At 35.2% G+C, this 18,778-nt stretch carries 12 protein-coding genes; 6 read left to right on the top strand and 6 right to left on the bottom strand.

The window, feature by feature from the left end; translation table 11 throughout:
• Entirely contained in the window at window positions 1-342 is a 342-nt protein-coding gene (locus ACHRV3_RS09010; protein WP_395434003.1) for a hypothetical protein, read from the bottom strand.
• A 112-nt stretch (window positions 343-454) separates the two neighbouring features.
• On the opposite strand from ACHRV3_RS09010, the gene ACHRV3_RS09005 reads away from it, so the two are divergent.
• The 6 genes from ACHRV3_RS09005 (at window position 455) to ACHRV3_RS08980 (ending at window position 7,789) form a co-directional block, all read left to right on the top strand.
• Window positions 455-637: a DUF5522 domain-containing protein gene (locus ACHRV3_RS09005; RefSeq protein WP_082210652.1), complete on the top strand. Its 183-nt coding sequence runs from the start codon at window positions 455-457 to the stop codon at window positions 635-637.
• 273 nt (window positions 638-910) lie between these two features.
• Complete coding sequence (locus ACHRV3_RS09000) at window positions 911-2,887, top strand: urocanate hydratase (protein WP_395434002.1); 1,977 nt, start codon at window positions 911-913, stop codon at window positions 2,885-2,887.
• Window positions 2,888-2,933: 46 nt separating this feature from the next.
• Window positions 2,934-3,479, top strand: coding sequence for a DUF4136 domain-containing protein (locus ACHRV3_RS08995; protein ID WP_230004714.1), 546 nt, complete (start codon window positions 2,934-2,936; stop codon window positions 3,477-3,479).
• Between the two features lie 586 nt (window positions 3,480-4,065).
• On the top strand, window positions 4,066-5,310 hold the full coding sequence (gene ilvA, locus ACHRV3_RS08990; protein WP_047777968.1) for a threonine ammonia-lyase IlvA: 1,245 nt from the start codon (window positions 4,066-4,068) through the stop codon (window positions 5,308-5,310).
• 81 nt (window positions 5,311-5,391) lie between these two features.
• Entirely contained in the window at window positions 5,392-5,784 is a 393-nt protein-coding gene (locus ACHRV3_RS08985) for a group III truncated hemoglobin (RefSeq protein WP_047778025.1), read from the top strand.
• A gap of 247 nt (window positions 5,785-6,031) precedes the next feature.
• A complete protein-coding gene (locus ACHRV3_RS08980; RefSeq protein ID WP_395434001.1) occupies window positions 6,032-7,789 on the top strand; it encodes an aromatic amino acid hydroxylase in 1,758 nt (585 codons plus the stop codon).
• Window positions 7,790-8,055: 266 nt separating this feature from the next.
• Here ACHRV3_RS08980 and ACHRV3_RS08975 read toward each other — a convergent pair whose 3' ends face one another.
• The 5 genes from ACHRV3_RS08975 to ACHRV3_RS08955 all read right to left on the bottom strand — a co-directional run bounded on the left by ACHRV3_RS08975 (window position 8,056) and on the right by ACHRV3_RS08955 (window position 18,616).
• The gene (locus ACHRV3_RS08975; RefSeq protein WP_395434000.1) at window positions 8,056-8,685 is read right to left on the bottom strand and encodes a DUF4230 domain-containing protein; all 630 of its coding nucleotides are present in this window, start codon (window positions 8,683-8,685) and stop codon (window positions 8,056-8,058) included.
• A gap of 489 nt (window positions 8,686-9,174) precedes the next feature.
• A complete protein-coding gene (locus ACHRV3_RS08970; RefSeq protein WP_395433999.1) occupies window positions 9,175-11,490 on the bottom strand; it encodes a BamA/TamA family outer membrane protein in 2,316 nt (771 codons plus the stop codon).
• Window positions 11,474-16,591: a translocation/assembly module TamB domain-containing protein gene (locus ACHRV3_RS08965; RefSeq protein ID WP_395433998.1), complete on the bottom strand. Its 5,118-nt coding sequence runs from the start codon at window positions 16,589-16,591 to the stop codon at window positions 11,474-11,476. The genes ACHRV3_RS08970 and ACHRV3_RS08965 overlap by 17 nt, the downstream gene beginning before the upstream one ends.
• Window positions 16,592-16,752: 161 nt before the next feature.
• A complete protein-coding gene (locus ACHRV3_RS08960; protein ID WP_395433997.1) occupies window positions 16,753-17,709 on the bottom strand; it encodes a GSCFA domain-containing protein in 957 nt (318 codons plus the stop codon).
• Between the two features lie 97 nt (window positions 17,710-17,806).
• On the bottom strand, window positions 17,807-18,616 hold the full coding sequence (locus tag ACHRV3_RS08955; protein ID WP_395433996.1) for a hypothetical protein: 810 nt from the start codon (window positions 18,614-18,616) through the stop codon (window positions 17,807-17,809).
• Window positions 18,617-18,778: the final 162 nt, after the last annotated feature.

Genomic DNA, 18,778 nt, shown 5'->3' with positions numbered 1-18,778 from the left:
CTATTTTTGTTTTAAAGTTAAGTAGTTCCAAAATTGAAAAAAGGAACGGGTTTTTAAATAATCCAAGTCGGTTTCGTTGGCATAGGCTTCTCTTTCAAAACTAATATTTCGATAAGCCTTTTCTGCATTTTTGTATTGAATTAAGCGTACTAAATATTCTAAAAAATACCAGACAAAAAAAGGGATAACAAGCATTTCTAATTGCTGTCGCAAATGAATTTTTTCATGATTTAAAAAAACCTTGTTTCCTTTATCCAAATTATATTTAACAATAACGAATGGAAATACAGCCATGCCGCGATATCCATTCGGAATTAAATATTTAGCAACAATCAGAAACATTAGCTGTAAAATTTATAAATTTGTAAAGGCAAAATTGTTTGTTTTCATTAAAACCATAATCAAAATAGGGCTTTAATAAAAAAACAAATAAACATTGCGTCTAAACAGGATTATGAAAGAGCAAAGTAATGAAAATAAATTAATCGAGGGTGAAGATTTTTATTACACACCCGAAGGTTACAAATGCTTTACCGAAAAACACCATCTAAAACGTGGTTATTGCTGTAAAAGCGGCTGCCGCCATTGTCCCTACGGATATGACAAGCGAACAGGTGAAATTAAAAAAATGAGGTAATGTGACAATTAGAAAATGTGTCAATTAGACAATTTGATAATTAAAAATCAGCAATCTAAAATCTAAAATCAACAACCTAAAATAATTACATGGATATTCTCTTGCGGAAATTTAGGATTAAGATCCACAAATCCTATCACAGGTCGGATATTCGTTATCCCTAGCTTTTTTTTTAATTTAAAATATGTAAATTAAAAAATTGAGAGCTGCTTATTAGTCTTCATTAGGACTTTAGCAACTCCGAATCTTAGCAACTTAGAACCTCAAAAAACAATGACTTTTCAAGAACAAATACAACAAGGAATCCCTTCTATATTACCCTCAAAAAAAGAATACGATTTAGCGATTAACCATGCGCCAAAACGAAAAGAAATTCTTTCTGTTGAAGAAAAAAAACTGGCTTTAAAGAACGCTTTACGTTATTTTGATCCAAAACACCACGCCGAATTAATTCCTGAATTCTCAGAAGAATTAGAAACATACGGTCGTATTTATATGTATCGTCTGCGTCCGGATTACAGAATGTACGCCCGACCAATCGACGAGTATCCGGGAAAATCAGTACAAGCAAAAGCGATTATGCACATGATTCAGAACAATCTGGATTATGCTGTGGCGCAGCACCCGCATGAGTTAATTACGTATGGCGGTAACGGAGCTGTTTTTCAGAACTGGGCGCAATATTTGTTGACTATGCAGTACTTGTCTGAAATGACAGACGAACAGACTTTGACAATGTATTCAGGACATCCGATGGGCCTATTCCCTTCGCATACCGAAGCACCAAGAGTGGTGGTTACGAACGGAATGGTAATTCCGAATTACTCAAAACCTGACGATTGGGAGAAAATGAATGCCTTGGGTGTTTCACAATACGGACAAATGACGGCTGGAAGTTATATGTACATTGGCCCACAGGGAATTGTACACGGAACTACCATTACCGTTTTAAATGGTTTTAGAAAAATAAAACAAAATCCGGAAGGCAATATATTCGTAACATCAGGTCTTGGTGGTATGAGTGGTGCACAGCCAAAAGCAGGAAATATTGCAGGCTGTATTACCGTTTGTGCCGAAGTAAATCCTAAAATCACTAAAATCCGCCACGAACAAGGCTGGATTAATGAAATTGTAACTTCAACCGAAGAATTGGTAAAAAGGGTACATACGGCAAAAGCCAATAAAGAAGTGGTTTCTATTGCTTATTTAGGAAATGTGGTTGACGTTTGGGAGTGTTTCGACAAAGAAAACATCAAAATCGATTTGGGTTCTGACCAAACTTCGCTTCATAATCCATGGGCTGGTGGTTATTATCCGGTTGGAATTTCATTTGAAGAAGCCAACGATATGATGGCTAATAATCCTGAATTATTCAAAGAAAAAGTACAAGAAACATTACGCCGTCACGCAGCAGCAATCAACAAACACACCGCAAAAGGAACATACTTTTTTGATTACGGAAATGCTTTCTTATTAGAAGCTTCCCGCGCCGGTGCTGATGTAATGGCAGAAAACAACATCGATTTTAAATACCCGAGTTATGTTCAGGATATTATGGGACCAATGTGTTTTGATTATGGATTTGGCCCTTTCAGATGGGTTTGTACCTCTGGAAAACCGGAAGATTTACAAAAAACAGATACGATCGCTTCTGAGGTTTTAGAAGAAATGGCTAAAACTGCTCCGGATGAAATTCAGCAACAAATGCAGGATAATATCAAATGGATTAAAGGAGCGCAGGAAAACAAACTGGTTGTAGGTTCACAGGCCCGTATTCTATATGCAGATGCTGAAGGTCGTATTAAAATTGCAGAAGCATTTAATCAGGCAATTGCCAGAGGTGAAATTGGTACTGTCGTTTTAGGACGTGATCATCATGACGTTTCAGGAACAGATTCTCCGTACCGTGAGACTTCAAATATCTACGACGGTTCGCGCTTTACAGCTGATATGGCCATTCAAAATGTGATTGGAGACAGTTTCAGAGGGGCAACCTGGGTTTCTATTCACAATGGAGGTGGAGTTGGCTGGGGAGAGGTTATAAATGGTGGCTTTGGTATGGTTCTTGATGGTTCTAAAGAGGCTTCAAAACGTTTAGCATCAATGCTTTTTTGGGATGTTAACAACGGAATCTCAAGACGAAGCTGGGCTCGAAATGACGAGGCAATTTTTGCAATAAAAAGAGCCATGGAAGTTCAGCCTTTATTAAAAGTTACTTTACCTAATATTGTTGACGAAAGTCTGCTTTAATCTAGAGTTTCTTATTTTAAAATTAGAACATTAAAATTTTATAAATATGAAAACATTCAAATTAGTACCGATTTTTCTGCTTTTAATACTAACCTCTTGCAGTACCGTTAGTGTTTATTCTGATTATGATAAAAACGTAGATTTCACGCCTTATAAAACGTATGCTTTTTTTAAGCCCGGAATTGATAAGGTTGAAATATCTGATTTGGATAAAAGACGTATACTACGTGCCATAGACGAGCAAATGCTGGCCAAAGGTTTTACTAAAAGTGACAATCCGGATGTATTAGTAAACATTTTTACTAAAGCAAGAGAACAGGTAAATGTAAATCAATTTAGTGCTGGCTGGGGTTACGGCTGGGGCTGGGGTTGGAATCCTTACATGATGTACGGAGGACAAACTACAGTTTCTACTTCTACAGAAGGTACTTTATACATTGATTTGATCGATGCCAAAAAGAAAGAAATGATCTGGCAAGGTGAAGGTATTGGAACGCTGACTAAAAACGTGGACAAAAAAGACGAAAAAGTAACCGAGTTTGTTTCTAAAATTTTAGCTCAATATCCTCCGGTTAAAAAAGTAAATAAATAATAAATACAATTTTATGAAACCTCCCAAATCGGGAGGTTTTTTATTTCTAAACAATTTAAAGTTCCCACGAATTACACGAATTTTTCCGAATTATTTTTTTCTACTTGTAACCTGAACTTGATTAATATTCAAACTTAAATACAGCTAATTTTTGCCACAGATTTCACAGATTCACACAGATTAAATCTTTCTAATCATTTTAATCTGTGGCAAAAAATAAAACAAAAAAATGGATCTTTTTAATGAAGTGCTTACCGCTACCTGTTGGAACAGAATCTAGATTTACAACTAAAATTACAATTCGGTACACTCAGATAAAAAAATAATTAATACATTTGTTTTTCAGACAATTAAAAAATGACGAATTTAAATAACATTAGTATCGCTATTATTAACATTATTGCTATTCAGCGATAATGGCGAGGTGTTATATAAAGAAGTAAACAAATACAATTTTATGAAACCTCCCAAATCGGGAGGTTTTTTTATTTTAAATAATTTTAATACAGCTAATTTTTGTCACAGATTCGCACAGATTAAATCTTTCTAATCATTTTAATCTGTGGCAAAAAATAAAACAAAAAACATGGACCTATTTAACGAAGTACTTGCCGCCAAAAAACAACTCGAGAATGTAGTTGCCGCTACCCCACTGACTCAAAATTTGAATCTTTCAGAAGAATTTAAAGCTACTATTTTATTAAAAAGAGAAGATTTACAAATTGTCCGGTCGTACAAAATCAGAGGGGCCTACAACAAAATTTCTTCGTTAAGCGATCCTGAAAAAGCAACAGGAATTGTATGTGCCAGTGCAGGGAATCATGCGCAGGGCGTTGCTTACTCCTGTAACTTACTGCATATAAAAGGCAAAATTTACATGCCCAAAACAACGCCAAAGCAAAAAGTAAAACAAGTACAATTATTCGGGAAATCGTTTGTTGAAATTGTTCTTATCGGCGATACCTTTGATGATGCTTACGCCTCCGCCACAGCTGATGCACTGGAAAACCACAAAACTTTCATCCACCCTTTTGATGATTTGAAAGTGATTGCGGGTCAGGGAACGGTTGGACTGGAAATTCTCGACCATTATAAAAAACCGATAGATTATGTCTTTGTACCCATTGGCGGTGGCGGATTGGCTTCCGGTTTATCTGAAGTTTTTAAACATTTGAGTCCTGATACCAAAATTATAGGAGTTGAACCTCAGGGGGCTCCATCGATGAAAAATTCAATTAAGGAAGATAAAAACACTGCATTAAAAACGATTGATAAATTTGTTGACGGAGCCGCTGTCAAACAAGTTGGTGATCTGACTTTTGAGATCTGTCGCAAAAATCTGGACGATATCATTCTGGTCCCGGAAGGAAAAGTCTGCACTACAATTTTAAGATTGTACAATGAAGAAGCTATGGTTGTTGAACCTGCAGGGGCTTTGACTATCGCAGCTTTAGATTTTTATAAAGACAAAATAAAAAACAAAAATGTCGTTTGCGTGGTGAGCGGAAGTAACAACGACATCGAAAGAACGGCAGAAATAAAGGAACGTTCTTTACTTTACGAAGGATTGATGCATTATTTCATGATTCAATTTCCGCAGCGCCCCGGTGCTTTAAAAGAGTTTGTAAATAACATTCTTGGACCCGACGATGACATCACTTATTTCCAGTTTCACAAGAAAAACAACCGCGAAGTAGGCTCCGTTGTCGTTGGTTTAGAATTGAAAAACAAAAAAGATATCATGTCCATCAAATGGAATATGACTGCAAATGGCTTTGAATTTCAATATTTGAATGACAATCAGGATTTATTTACACAGTTGATTGGTTAAAAACAACGTTAAATGATAAATATCAGAAAGCAAACCCTTAGTTATATTGTATTTTTGCAGGCGAATTTTACTTTTATTAACATGGCAACTCAAGATATTTCAAGCTTAGGCGATATTAAACTTTTAGTAAATACTTTTTATGCAAAGGTGCAGGATGATGATTTAATTGGGCCTATTTTTAATCAAAAAATGTTAGGAAGATGGCCGGAGCATCTGGAAAAAATGTATTCCTTTTGGCAAACTATTTTATTGGAAGAACACACCTATTCCGGAAGTCCATTTCCGCCACACAAACAATTACCTATAGATCAAGCTCATTTTGACCGTTGGATGGAAATTTTCACCACAACAGTCGATTTTTTATTTGCCGGAAAATTAGCTGAAGAGGCAAAAGTCCGTGCGGCCAATATGGCTTATATGTTCAATTACAAAATTGAATACTTCAGGAATTTAGAAGCACAGCAAAAAAATTAGATTTCAGCCAAACGAAACAAATTCACGAATTATAGTTTAGTAAAAGATTCGTGAATTTGTGGCTGATAAAAAAAACTAGAGACACAGATTCTTCATTCCTTAAAAAGACCCAATTCTCCTCCTATCCTGGTTGAGAGAACTTTCACAAAAAACAGCAATAAATAATTTTGTACAAAAAGTTGTGACGAATGCCAAAAAACGCACTGTAAATTCGTAATTTTACATTTCAAACTACAACGTTTTCGAAATGAACCCAACTATTGAAACAAATCCTTTATTAGAGCGATTGCCTAAACACTTAAAGCAATTTATTAAACCTCAAGACTATAGCGATTATACACCTATCAATCAGGCAGTTTGGCGTTATGTGATGCGTAAAAATGTAGATTATCTGTCTAAAGTTGCCCATCATTCGTATTTAGACGGACTAAGAAAAACTGGAATTGAAGTAGATTCCATTCCAAGTATGTACGGTATGAACCGTATTCTGACTGAAATTGGCTGGGCTGCCGTTGCGGTTGACGGATTCATTCCGCCTAACGCCTTTATGGAATTTCAGGCGTATAACGTTTTGGTTATTGCATCAGATATCAGACAATTAGAACATATCGAATATACTCCTGCACCGGATATTATTCACGAAGGTGCCGGCCACGCGCCTATTATTGCCAATCCGGAATACGCGGAATACCTGCGTCGTTTTGGAGAAATTGGTTGTAAAGCGATTTCTTCTCACAAAGATTATCAGATGTACGAAGCGATTCGACTGCTTTCGATTTTGAAAGAAGCTGAAGATACTCCTCAGGACAAAATTGAAGAAGCGGAGAAAGCGGTTGCCGATTTACAAAACAATATGGGCGAATTATCTGAAATGGCCCAAATCAGAAACCTGCATTGGTGGACGGTTGAATATGGTTTGATTGGCACTGTCGAAAATCCAAAAATATATGGCGCCGGATTACTTTCTTCGATTGGAGAGAGTGCTTGGTGTATGACCGATAACGTAAAGAAAATTCCTTATGATATTTCGGCTGCCAATCAGAATTTTGATATTACACAATTGCAACCGCAATTGTATGTAACCCCAAATTTCTCGTATTTAAGTTTGATTTTAGAGGAATTTGCTAATAAAATGGCTTTACGTACGGGAGGTCTTTCGGGAATCAATAAACTGATCCATTCGAATGCTTTAGGGACTATCGAATTGAGTACCGGTCTACAGATTTCGGGAGTGTTTACCAAAGTGATTGAAGACGAAGGAAAACCGGTTTACATTCAGGCAACCGGAAAAACGGCTTTGTCTTACCGCGAAAAAGAATTAGTAGGCCACGGAACGCTAACCCATCCTGATGGATTTGGAAGCCCGATTGGAAAACTAAAAGGCTTCAATTTAGCCATTGAAGACATGAGTCCTAAAGATTTACAAGCTTATAGTATTGTTGAAAATGAAGCTGTAAGACTTGAATTTGAAGGCAACATTATTGTTGAGGGTGAAATCATCACCGGTTCCAGAAACCTGCACGGAGAGATTATTTTAATCAGTTTCAGAAATTGTACCGTAACTCATGGAGAGGAAGTTTTATTCCGTCCGGAATGGGGTAATTACGATATGGCAATTGGTAAAAAAGTGGTTTCGGCATTTTCAGGCCCAGCTGATGTAAATAGTTTTGACTTGATTAATAATGTTCCAAAAACAACCACTATTAAAGCCGTACATACTGACGAGCGTGATGATTTAGAAGCACTATATCAAACAGTACGTACCACTAGAGAAAATAAAAATTCTAAAGCAGAATTGAAACTTGTATTTGAAAAACTAAAAGAAAACCATTCCAACGATTGGTTGCTTTCTGTTGAAATTGCGGAGCTTTTGAAAGATTCAGACGAAACACAGCTTTTACAGGAAGTTTTAGTACACCTGGATCAGTTGAAAACAAAGCGTGCAGAAGTAGCACATTTGATTTCGGGCGGTTTGGATTTGATTTTTGATAAGGAAGCTGTTTAGGATTTTTGCCGCTAAGGCGCTAAGGCACTAAGTTTTTTTTACTGCGTGTTTTTACTGCGGTTTTTTAATCTCGCAAAGTCGCGAAATCGCAAAGTTTTTTTTAATCCTTTTAATATTGGCAAAATAAAAACTTTGCGGCTTTGAGCCTTTGTGGCGCTAACCGCTACATAATCTCGCAAAGTCGCGAAATCGCAAAGTTTTTTTAATCCTTTTAATCTATGGCATAATAAAAACTTTGCGGCTTTGTGCCTTTGCGGCGCTAACCGTTACATTTTCAAATCCTTATTAAAATCCTTATCCGATTCAATCGTTTTCCCATTATATTGCAGTTTCCACCCCATTGAATTCGTCAGAATTAAAATCTTTGATAATTCACTAATCAATCTGTTTTGGGCATTGGTTTTTAAGGATGATTTTTCGATTTTCTTGGCCAGATTTGCCTTTACCGATTTATTGATTTTATTGTAATCGTCTCCTGTAAACGGATTCAATTTGCTTTGTTCCACATCATAAAACTGAATGTCCGGATTGATTGTAATTTCTTCTTTTGGAATATTAAGGATCGTGATTGTTTTATTTTTTTCGTCGATATCGTATTTCATTTGATGTAAATCATACGCTACTGTAACATTGGCATTTACAACAATAAGCGCTTTTTTCTCAAAAGAAACCATGTCCATCAAATACTTCTGCTGGTTTTTGTATGTAATGACTTCAGAGAAATGGCCTTCGGTGACTACCAATTTCCCAACATTTAAGATTTGCTGCTGGATCAAGTTGGTATTATAACCGATTTCTGGCTCCTCCTCTTTTTTAAACCCACAATATTTAAAAGCCAAAATCACAATGACCACGATTACGGCTACAGCTAAAATTCTTTTTATTAAGTTTTGCATTCGATTAAATTAGTTAGACGAATTTACTTCTTTTTTTTAAGAAGTTTTCTGTTGCTATTTTTTTTGACACGAATTTCACTAATTCACACTAATCAATCTTTGCGGATAGCAGTCAATTTCACAAATTTTAATTTGATAAATTCAATTTTAAAGACACCAATCTTTGTATTAATTCGTGTAATTCGTGGCGAAAAAAGGTTTAACACGAATTGCACTAATTTGCACTAATTTGCACTAATTTGCACTAATTTGCACTAATTATTCTTTGTGTTTGCTCCTTAAATTTCACGGATTTTTAATTTAAAAGACACCAACCTTCGTGTTAATTCGTGTAATTCGTGTTGAGAAAAGGTTTGACACGAATTACACTGATTTACACTAATTAATCTTTGTGTTTGCCCCTTCAATTTCATCAATTTTTAATTTGATAAATTCAATTTTAAAGCTCCAACCTTCGTGTTAATTCGTGTAATTCGTGTTGGGAAAACGCTAAAAAGGATATCCTATAGCAATATTAAAAATCAGATTGTCTTTTCTCCAGGAACCACTTCCAAAGTTAATGTCGTCGATTACCCATCTTTGACCTTCGGGCAGATACGGGATTCTTAGCGGGAAAGCAAGATCGGTTCTTAAAACTAAAAACGATAAATCAAAACGTAATCCGGCTCCGGCTCCTACTGCGATTTGTTTCATAAAATCTTTGGTAATCTCGGCATTTGGTCGATTTGGATCAGCATTTAAAAGCCAAATATTTCCTGCGTCTACAAAAACGGCACCTCTTACAATGCTAAAAAGTTTCGCCCGATATTCGGTATTAAATTCCAGTTTTAAATCGGCGGATTGGTCGGGCACGTAATCGCTTGAAGTTACTTCGGCTTTATAACTTCCGGGACCTAACGATCTCGCTCTAAAGGCACGAATACTATTGGTTCCCCCTACTACAAATTGTTTGGATGTAGGCAGGGTGTTTGAATTTCCATAAGCAAATCCGGCACCTAGGATAATTCGGCTTGCCAGTTCGCTTTCTTTACCCAACTTTAAATAATGTCTTAAATCTGCTTTGATTTTTACGTATTGACTAAACGGAACATCAAATACTTTTATCGTATCGTTTTTTTTGATGTTGGCTCCTGTTACTAATCCCGTAATATTCCCCGCTAAATCTAATTCTCCATTAAAATAAAACGTATTCTTTTTACGCTTTTGCATGGTATTGGTGTAGGTGTACGAATAGGTTGGACCAAAAATCAATTGTTTTTCAATCACTCTTCCCAAGGACGCATCTTCTTCAATATCCTCTAAATATTCGGGTGTTACATTATTTGGACTTACATAGGTAATATCCACTATATTGAACTGATGTTCTTTGCGAATGTTTTCTTTCCACAAATATCCGAACGAAGTATTAAACGAATTCAGGGCGTACAATTGGGTTCTTTTTTGATATTCGTATCGCAAAGTGGCTTTCGTTCTGGGAACAAATTCGCTGTTTCCTTCAATGTGGAACGGGGTAATAAATCTTGGCCACGTCAGACTGGTTTCTGCTCCGAGTTTGTAAATGTTTTTTCCGCTGTTTTGTCCGGAAAGCTGAAAATCGGCACCACCAAAAACCGATACGGTAAACAATTCTGCTCCCCGAAAGAAATTCCTATTGTTCCAATTGGCATTAATCTCTGTTCCGGTATAACTCGCCGAATTGGTTTTGCCCAAAACCTCAACCCGAATAAACTTTTTAGGTAAAAGCGTCAGGTAATAATACGAATCTAAAGCGTTTTTTATACTGTCTGATTCTTTGAATTCATTTTTCACAAAATTAAAAGTACCCAAATTCACAAAACGGTTTAAGGTAAGATTATGGTCCTTTCTGTTGTATAAATCCCCCTTTTTGAAATATATCGTTCGGTCAAAAACTCTTGGCTTAAAAGTATCTGCAGTATCAATAATCGTAAAATCATTGTATTGTTTGCGATCTTTTTTGCGGTACACGGCACTATCGTTGGATAAAGAATAATTCGGATACACCAATATCTTATCTATTTTGTAAGCTACAGTTGCTTTTACAGGGGTTTCTTCTTTGATTTTCAATTTAACTTTCACCTCATGATCGCCTTTACTGCTGTCAACCTGAGCCAAAATATAATCCGGATTAAAATAATAGTATCCCTTTTCTTTCAGTCGTGCATCAATTCGCTCTCGTTCTGCTTTTATAACATCTAAATCATACGGATTACCCACTTTCAACAAACTTCTTCGACTTGTTTTGCTGATCACTTTTGCAATTTCCGATGAATCTTGGGGAAAAGTAACGCTCTTAATTTTATATTGTTTTTTAGGAATAACGATGTATTCTGCCGTTACTCTTTTATCCTTAACAGTAGAATCGGTACTTACTCTGGTTTTAAAATAACCTCGATTTTCTGCAAAATTTCGCAAAACGGATGCATTATACTCTAAATCCACTTTACTGAAAAGTACAGGAGCTTCCCCTACTTTATTTCGAAGCCAATATCTAATTCCTTTCTGCTTTTTAGGTTCTCCGGCAATATTATAAAACCATAATTTGGGTTTTAATCCCAGTATTTGTTTATTGGGTTTTGGGCGCAATAAGGTTTCTAATTCACTCTCCAGCGCTTTTCTGTCTTTCTTATTAAGTATAGTGTCTTTTACTGTTACAGTGCCTCCTGTATACAGCAAATCACCTTCGGGCAGGTATTTTGTGTTGCTACATCCAAAAACAAAAAATAAGGACAGCACGACACAATACCTCATAAAATAGGATTCTATATAGCTATGTTTTTTGCTCATTTCCTTCAATTTGGTTTTTCTCTTTTTCCTTCTCTTCTTTTTCTTCTTTTTCTTCTTTTTCTTCTTTTTCTTTTTGTTTCCTTTTCTCTTTACGGACTTTTTCTTCTTTTATCAATTGCTTTTCGGCTTCAGTGCGGTGAAAAAGTTCACGGAATTTATTGTAACTCATCGTAATAACAAAGGCAACTCCTGTTTCTACCACCTGGCCTTCAACCGCAACCTGATATTGGTTTTTTCGATAGGCGCGAACCATATAACGTCCGTCTTTTGTGAGTTGATAGTCTAAGGCAACGTCTCCGGCTATGTTGGTACTTTCTTCATTGGCACGCTCCTGCCCTTCTACGCCAAAACTGCTTCCAACAGTAACCTTCAATCGATCATTGAGCAATTTTTTAGAAACGGCTACATTCAGATCTGTTCTGTTTTGCATCGTTCCTGTTGTATAATCTTCCGTCGATTCTAAACCAAATTCTAATTGAACTCCTGATATCAATTCTCCCGCAAGATTGTTTAATTGCTGTGATAGAATTTTACTCACACTTTGTCTCGCTAATGTTCCCGCATTTGTACCGCCACTTTCGCTTGCAAACGGGTTTTCACCAACAAACCGGTTCAGTAATAAAAGAGCAAAAACCTGTTTGTTTAGTTCCGCAGGATCTTGTTGCAATTGTTTCAATTTGGTTTTCGTAAGAGAAACGACATCTGAGGAGACATCGTAATTGTCGTCCGGCAATACAATATCAAAAGAGATTTCGGGTTTCATCAGTTCTCCATTCATCTTTAATAAAGTCTGAAACGGAAGCTTTTGTTTATAGGTGTTTTTTTCTGCCGCCGATTTGCCTGACAATTGATTTCCGAGTAAATCAATTGGTGCCGTGTTGACTTTATAAATGGCCGTAATATTCAGGTCTGCCATTGTTGGTTCGCCATTCCAGACGATATAACTTCCTTTCTTAATATCGAATTTTCGTCGGATTCCATTAAAATTCATTTCGTAAGATCCGTCTGTAAACTCATACTTTCCGGTCAGAGTAGTTTTTCCCGATGGATCAATTCCACCAACAAGCTCTGCTTCTCCCTTTAATTTCAGGTAATCACCGTTTCCTTTATCAATAATCAAAGTAAATTCTGCTTCCTTGTCTATCGCAACTGCAACACTAACATCCATTCCTTTTAACTTCGACTGATCGAGTTTGCTTTGCAATTCGACTGTTTGTTTCAGATACTTGTTGTCTTCGTCAACAAACTCTACAATTCCCTCTCTGTCTGCAATAGAAGGATCTGATTGTGGCATAACAACCGTAAATTTTGTTTCTTTATTTATTTTGATTGTTCCATTAACAACGGGATGGTCCAGATCTCCTTTGATATTTAATTTTGAATTTAAAAACAAGTCTCCATAAAACAATTCATTGTCTTTTTCTTTCGAATGTATGGCTCTAAAATCATCTGCCTGAACAAGCAAATCAAAATTAAATTCTCTAAAATTTACCGATTGGATGTTTCCGTCTACAAAAAGTTCATTGTCATTTTCATCAAAAAGAGAGAATCTGTCAAAAGAAATGGATTCATTATTAAAAGCAATTTTCTCCTTATTTATTTTAAAATACGAATTCAATTGTGTTACTCTGAAGCCGGTATCGTTAAAATTCAATTCTCCGTTAACTCTTGGTGCAGCTGTATTTCCTGTAATCTTAAAATTCCCTGATAAAAAACCCGTTCCGTCTTTGATATTCCCCATACTGAACCCCTGAATGCTTTTTAAATACAATTTATCAAGCACTACATCAAAATCAAAACTGCCTTCTTCAATTTTATAATCGCCGGTAAGGTTCACATCATTTCCTTCTCCGCTTAGATTTACGTTTGCATTTAGGGTGTTTTCGGTTTTATTGTCCACTTTTACGGTAATATCACCAACTGGTTCTCCTTTAAAAGCAAAAGCATCAATTTTTAGGTCCGAAGTAAAAGTTGGTTTTGTCATTACATTATCAGCCAAAACAGAACCATTAATTAAACCCTGCATCAATAATTCTTCTTTTTTGACCATATTCAGAATCGTCTCGATTTTGAAGTTTACAAACTCCATTTTTAACGGTGCATTGTCCTGATTTCCTTCGGATTGTATTTTGAGTTCGTTCCCTGAATTCTCCAGATTAAACTTGTTTACATACAGTCTTTTACCTCCAAATTCTATTGTGTTTTCAGGATCGATGTTCCACTTATCGTAATTTAGAACAAAGTTGTCGGCATCTAATTTCAGTACATTTTTATCGGCATCATGCTGCAATTCTCCAGCAATAAAATACTGTTGTTTTTCTTTTCCGTCTTTTACTTCCAGCGCATACGATAGTATATTGTTTTCTACTTTTCCTGCTAAACTTGTAAACGGAATTTTCAAAGAAGTACTTTCTACTGAAGCGACAGAAATTTGATATTCTAAAGCATTTTCTTTGGCTTCTATATTAATTTTTCCGTCAGAAATGGTGTTTTCTGCATATACAATTCTCGGAAAAGTTCCTTTTATTTCTAATGAATCGACGACATTGTTGTATTTTCCGGTAATTCTAATGGGCTCCAAACTTGTCAGATTTGGAACTAATTGAAACAGAATCGGGTCATTTTCTACACTCAGATTAAACGTTAGATTTTGTTCGTCTAAAGCCGCTTTTGATTTTGGCGTTTGTAAATCAATATATTTCGAAAGTGATTTCTTTAGACTATTTGAAAGCGTTGTCAATTTGTATTTCCCATCCATTTCAGCTTTTAAAAACTGAGAAGAGATTTTGATATTATTATGGTTCTGATCTGTAACAGCAATTACTTTTATAGAGTCCAAAACAATTGGGGCCGCATTCTGCAACATTTGAATATTCGACAAGAAAACTTTTCCGTTCAGAAAATCAGGATTGCTGTTGGCGATATCGGCATCAACGTTTCCTCTTAGTTTCATTGGGCCAGCGTGTAGATTTAGCTTTTCCAGATCGGCAATATCAAGATTCAATTTAATCTGTCCCGATGGGTATTGCTCTTTTGTACTTCCGCTTGCATCCAATTCAAAATTCAGATTAGGGTCTTTCATTCCCGCTTTTACAGCAAAAGAGCCTTTTTTTATTTCACCATTTAAGGCTAAATCCCGATAGGTATATTTATTGTACACCGCTTTCTGAACGATTCCATCCAAATGAGCTTGTGCTGTTTTGGGATCTAAACCTTTTCCTTTGACTTTCGCTTTAAGCGTAATTTTTCCAACCGAGTCATTTTTAATTAATCTGCCTAAGTCAAAATCCAATAAATAAACCTGAGCATCATATTTTTCTGCTTTCTTTACCCTTTGATCCAATAGGGCATCCACTTTTGCATTTCCGAAACTACTGTTTAAAGTCAGATTGGTTTTGAAATTTTGAACAGAACCCTTAAATTTTCCCTGCACATTAAATTGAGAAGGTAATTGAATACTTTTCGGAATCGTTCCTTTCGGCACAAAGGAGGCTATATCTTTAGCAGAACTTGCCATTTTTTTGATATTCAGATCGAAATAAGCTTTGTCTGTATTTGGCATTCCTTTGATTATTCCGGAAAGTGAAAGTTTGGTTGTTCCGAGTCCGCTCACATCAAATTGATTGATTGTAAGGTCATTCACTTTTCCATTCAAACGAGCATTCAAAAGCAAAACTGCATTTGGGTTTTTCCTGAAAATTTCCTGCTTTTGCAAATCCGGAACAAACAATAAAATGTCTTTAAAGCCCAATTTTGATTGGTTCAAATTGGCATCTAAACTTAGTGTTTCGATATGCTTAGCCACTTTTGCAATCGACGGGTATTGTACTTTTATCCCCTCTTTTAAGAGTGTTTGCGGGGTTTTTACATATAGATTTTTCAAGTAAGCATTCTTGGGACCGTAAAAGAAATCTGTTTTAAAAGATTGAAGTTGCAAACCGCTCTTTTCGTTTACCGTAAATGTTTTTATATTTCCCGAAATGGTATCCGTCGTGTAATAGAATTGCTCGGCTTTCAAATTAAACTGACTCAAATCAAGGTGACTGTAATCAATTCCTTTCGAAACGGGTTTTGACTGCATATCGTCAAATTTAAAAGCTACATTTTCTACATCAATATTTTGAAGTTTTACTTTCCAGCCCGCCTGAGCAATAGCTGTTGTATCTAAATCGGGCGTTTTTATTTGCTTGTCTTTTACTCCTAGTTGCAGATTCCCTTTTAAGTTTTTTAATTGAAAAGTATCAAAATCTAACAGTTGCTTTTTCATGTCGATTTTATTGACTTTCAGATTCAGATTTTCCAGAACCAATCCTGAAGCCAATTTCGAATCTTTATTATCGTATAAAACATCAATTTTAGATAAACTGATTTTGTCTAATTTTAAACTGAAATCACTTCGTTTTGAAATTGTATCGACCGTCTTAACAGAAACTTCAGCGATTTTTTCTACTAAATCCTGATTCAGCACCAGTTTAAAACCGTTTAAATTGATATTCGGAATATCAAAATCCATTTTATCTAAGTCGAATTTCTTGAATTTGGTATCAAAATGAGTCAGTTTTACATGGACATCATTTTTAGAAAAATCGTCTTTAAAATTCAATTTGACATGATCCAGGTTTACTTTTACAACTGCTATTTTAAAAGGTTTAGCGTTTGGATCTGTGGGTTTTTCTTCCTTTGATTCGAAAGCTTTTAAGATGTAATCAAAATTAAAAACGCCTTCTTTGTTTCTTGAAATATTGGCGGTTGTGTTTTTAAGAGCAATAGCATTTATTTCGAGTTCACTGCTGACCAATTTAAACAAGTCAATATCGAGTTCAAGACTTTTACCACTCAATAAAGTGTCTTTGTTTTGGTCTTCAAAATAAAAACCTTCCAGAACTACTTCTTTGGGAAAATTAATCGCGATTCGGTCTAACGAAACTTTGGTTTTGATCTTTTCCTGCAGATACGTAATCGCCTTATCTTTTGCATAATTCTGAACGGACGGAATCTGAATTAGAATAGTGAGAAGTAACGCTAACACAATAACCGAAACCATGCACCAAAGAAGTACACGAAGTGTTTTTTTTAGAAAATGAATGGGTTTCTTATTCATACGTCAATAAAACACGTTAAGTAATAGCGTAGCTGAATTTGTTCAAATACAAAATTGTAAAAATTATACTTCAACAATTTACATAATTACAGCCAATTATTTTAAAATTTCAGTGATAAATAATTATTTCAAGACTACTTCTAAAAAAATAAAGTCCTGTTTTAAAACTTAATATGGGGCAATTTCGTCTCCAAAGCGGCTATTTTTTGACGCAATTTTAATAAAAAAGCCTGATGTTGTTCTGATTCGGGATTGAAACTTCTATGGGTTAATCCTTTTTGAATTTCTGAAACTTCTTTCATAATCGGAATACTTTTTTCAGCAATGAAGTTTTCACTGAATCGTTCCCAGATATAATCAATTGCTATCTGGTTGGGGTGTAACATATCTTCGTTATAAAAACGATAATCACGGAGTTCATCCATCATAATTTCATATGACGGAAAATAGGTTAATTTTAGATTGTTGATTTTAGATTTTAGATTCGCATAAAGTGCCGCAAACAAATGCGATTTACTTAATTGATTTTCTGCAAAACCATCTTTGATGTGGCGCACCGGAGAAATGGTAAAAATGAATTTGATATTTGGATTTAAAGTCAAAACCAGATCGATTGTATTTTGAATACTTTGCTGTAACACTTCAACCGACACTAATTCTTTTGAAAATTGCTTTTGCGGCACTTTGTGACAATTGGCAACAATTTGGTTGCTCTCGTTATGGCGATAAACCCAAGAAGTGCCGTAGGTGATTATTAGGTGTGTTGCTTCTTGTAATCGCTGCTTTGTTGCTTGGAGAGTTTGGTTTAAGTTTTCAATTAATTCTTCTTTATTTGAAGCGCTTAAATCGGAATGTATTTCAAAACAATGCCAGCGTTCGTTATGAAAGAAAACCTCTTTTTCGGTAAACAATTCTTGCTTCGCAACCCTTTTTATAATCCGCTCAATCGAAACAGGATTGAAAATAATCCCAAATGGATTACAACTGTTATCAAACTTAAAATAATCCAGTTTTTCTGCCATATTTACTGCAAAACAGGAACCTAAAGACATAATTTTAGAAGTATAGTCTATTGGATTGTTTGTTTGCGAAATTGGGATCTGGGTTCTGAATTGCATAGGATTTTATTAAAACACGAATTTCACCAATTTTCACCAATAAAAAAACCAAATACAGAAGTATTTGGTTTTTGCAATGTTTTAAGATTTTATGTTCTTAGTAGGTATATCTGGTTTCCGAATCGATTTCGGTACCATATCCCTTTGTTTCTATACTTAAGATCGGATACCCCTTGTCATTGTAAGTAAAAGTATTTCTAAAAATTGTTTGGTCAACAATATTTTCAATAGTCGAGCTGCCTCTTATCACATTATTATTTCCGGCTGCGCTAGTCTTAACCTTCAATGACCTGTAACCCAAAACATTTTTAAAAGGATTGTTACTTGTATCATATTCGTATTGAAATGTTCCTGTAAGTGTTGGTGAATCCATGAAATACTGTTCATACTTTACAAGATTCCCATCTTTAAAGGTCAAAATACCTCTATCAACTATTTTCTCTTCCGGAGTACCGGTAGTTACTGAATATTCCACATAAGAAATCAAATTATCTGAAGTGTGTGTGTAAACTATTTTGCTCGCATATTGTCCATTAGGATTAGCTGCCGTAAATAATCTCATCAGGATACTGGTCTTTAATTTACCGTTTTCATAAGTGTGCAAAATTTCCCTTGTTTTTCTTTCCTTTACTTCCGCATTTGGATCTAAAATAAAAGTTTCTTCTTTGGTAATTAAATTGCCTTCATAGCTATATAATATCTTGAAATTTCCTGTAATACTGCTTACAATTTTATTTCCGGAAAAGGTATTAGTTGTTAACGTTTGATCAACCGGGGAACCAATTTCTTTCAGAATAATGGTTTTAGGCAAAATATAATTTTCGTCAGGCGAAGATTTAGCATCATCACTTGCACATGAAGTAAACGTTAATATTAAAGCACTAAAGAAGAGTAAAAAAAATTTCATTTAAAGAAAGTTAAAAGTTAATATTTACGCCAAATTTAAAGAAAAGTAAATTGAATTACTCAATATATTCTGACGTTTTTTTAGCACTAAAAACTAATTAATAACAAGAAATCATTGCTTACACAACAATAAACTAATAACCACCTAACAATCAACAACTTC

The sequence above is a fragment of the Flavobacterium sp. FlaQc-49 genome (assembly GCF_044005985.1).
Classification (GTDB): domain Bacteria; phylum Bacteroidota; class Bacteroidia; order Flavobacteriales; family Flavobacteriaceae; genus Flavobacterium; species Flavobacterium cupriresistens.
Note: the sequence above shows the minus strand (reverse complement) of the source record. Positions and strands in the feature narration are given on the sequence as shown.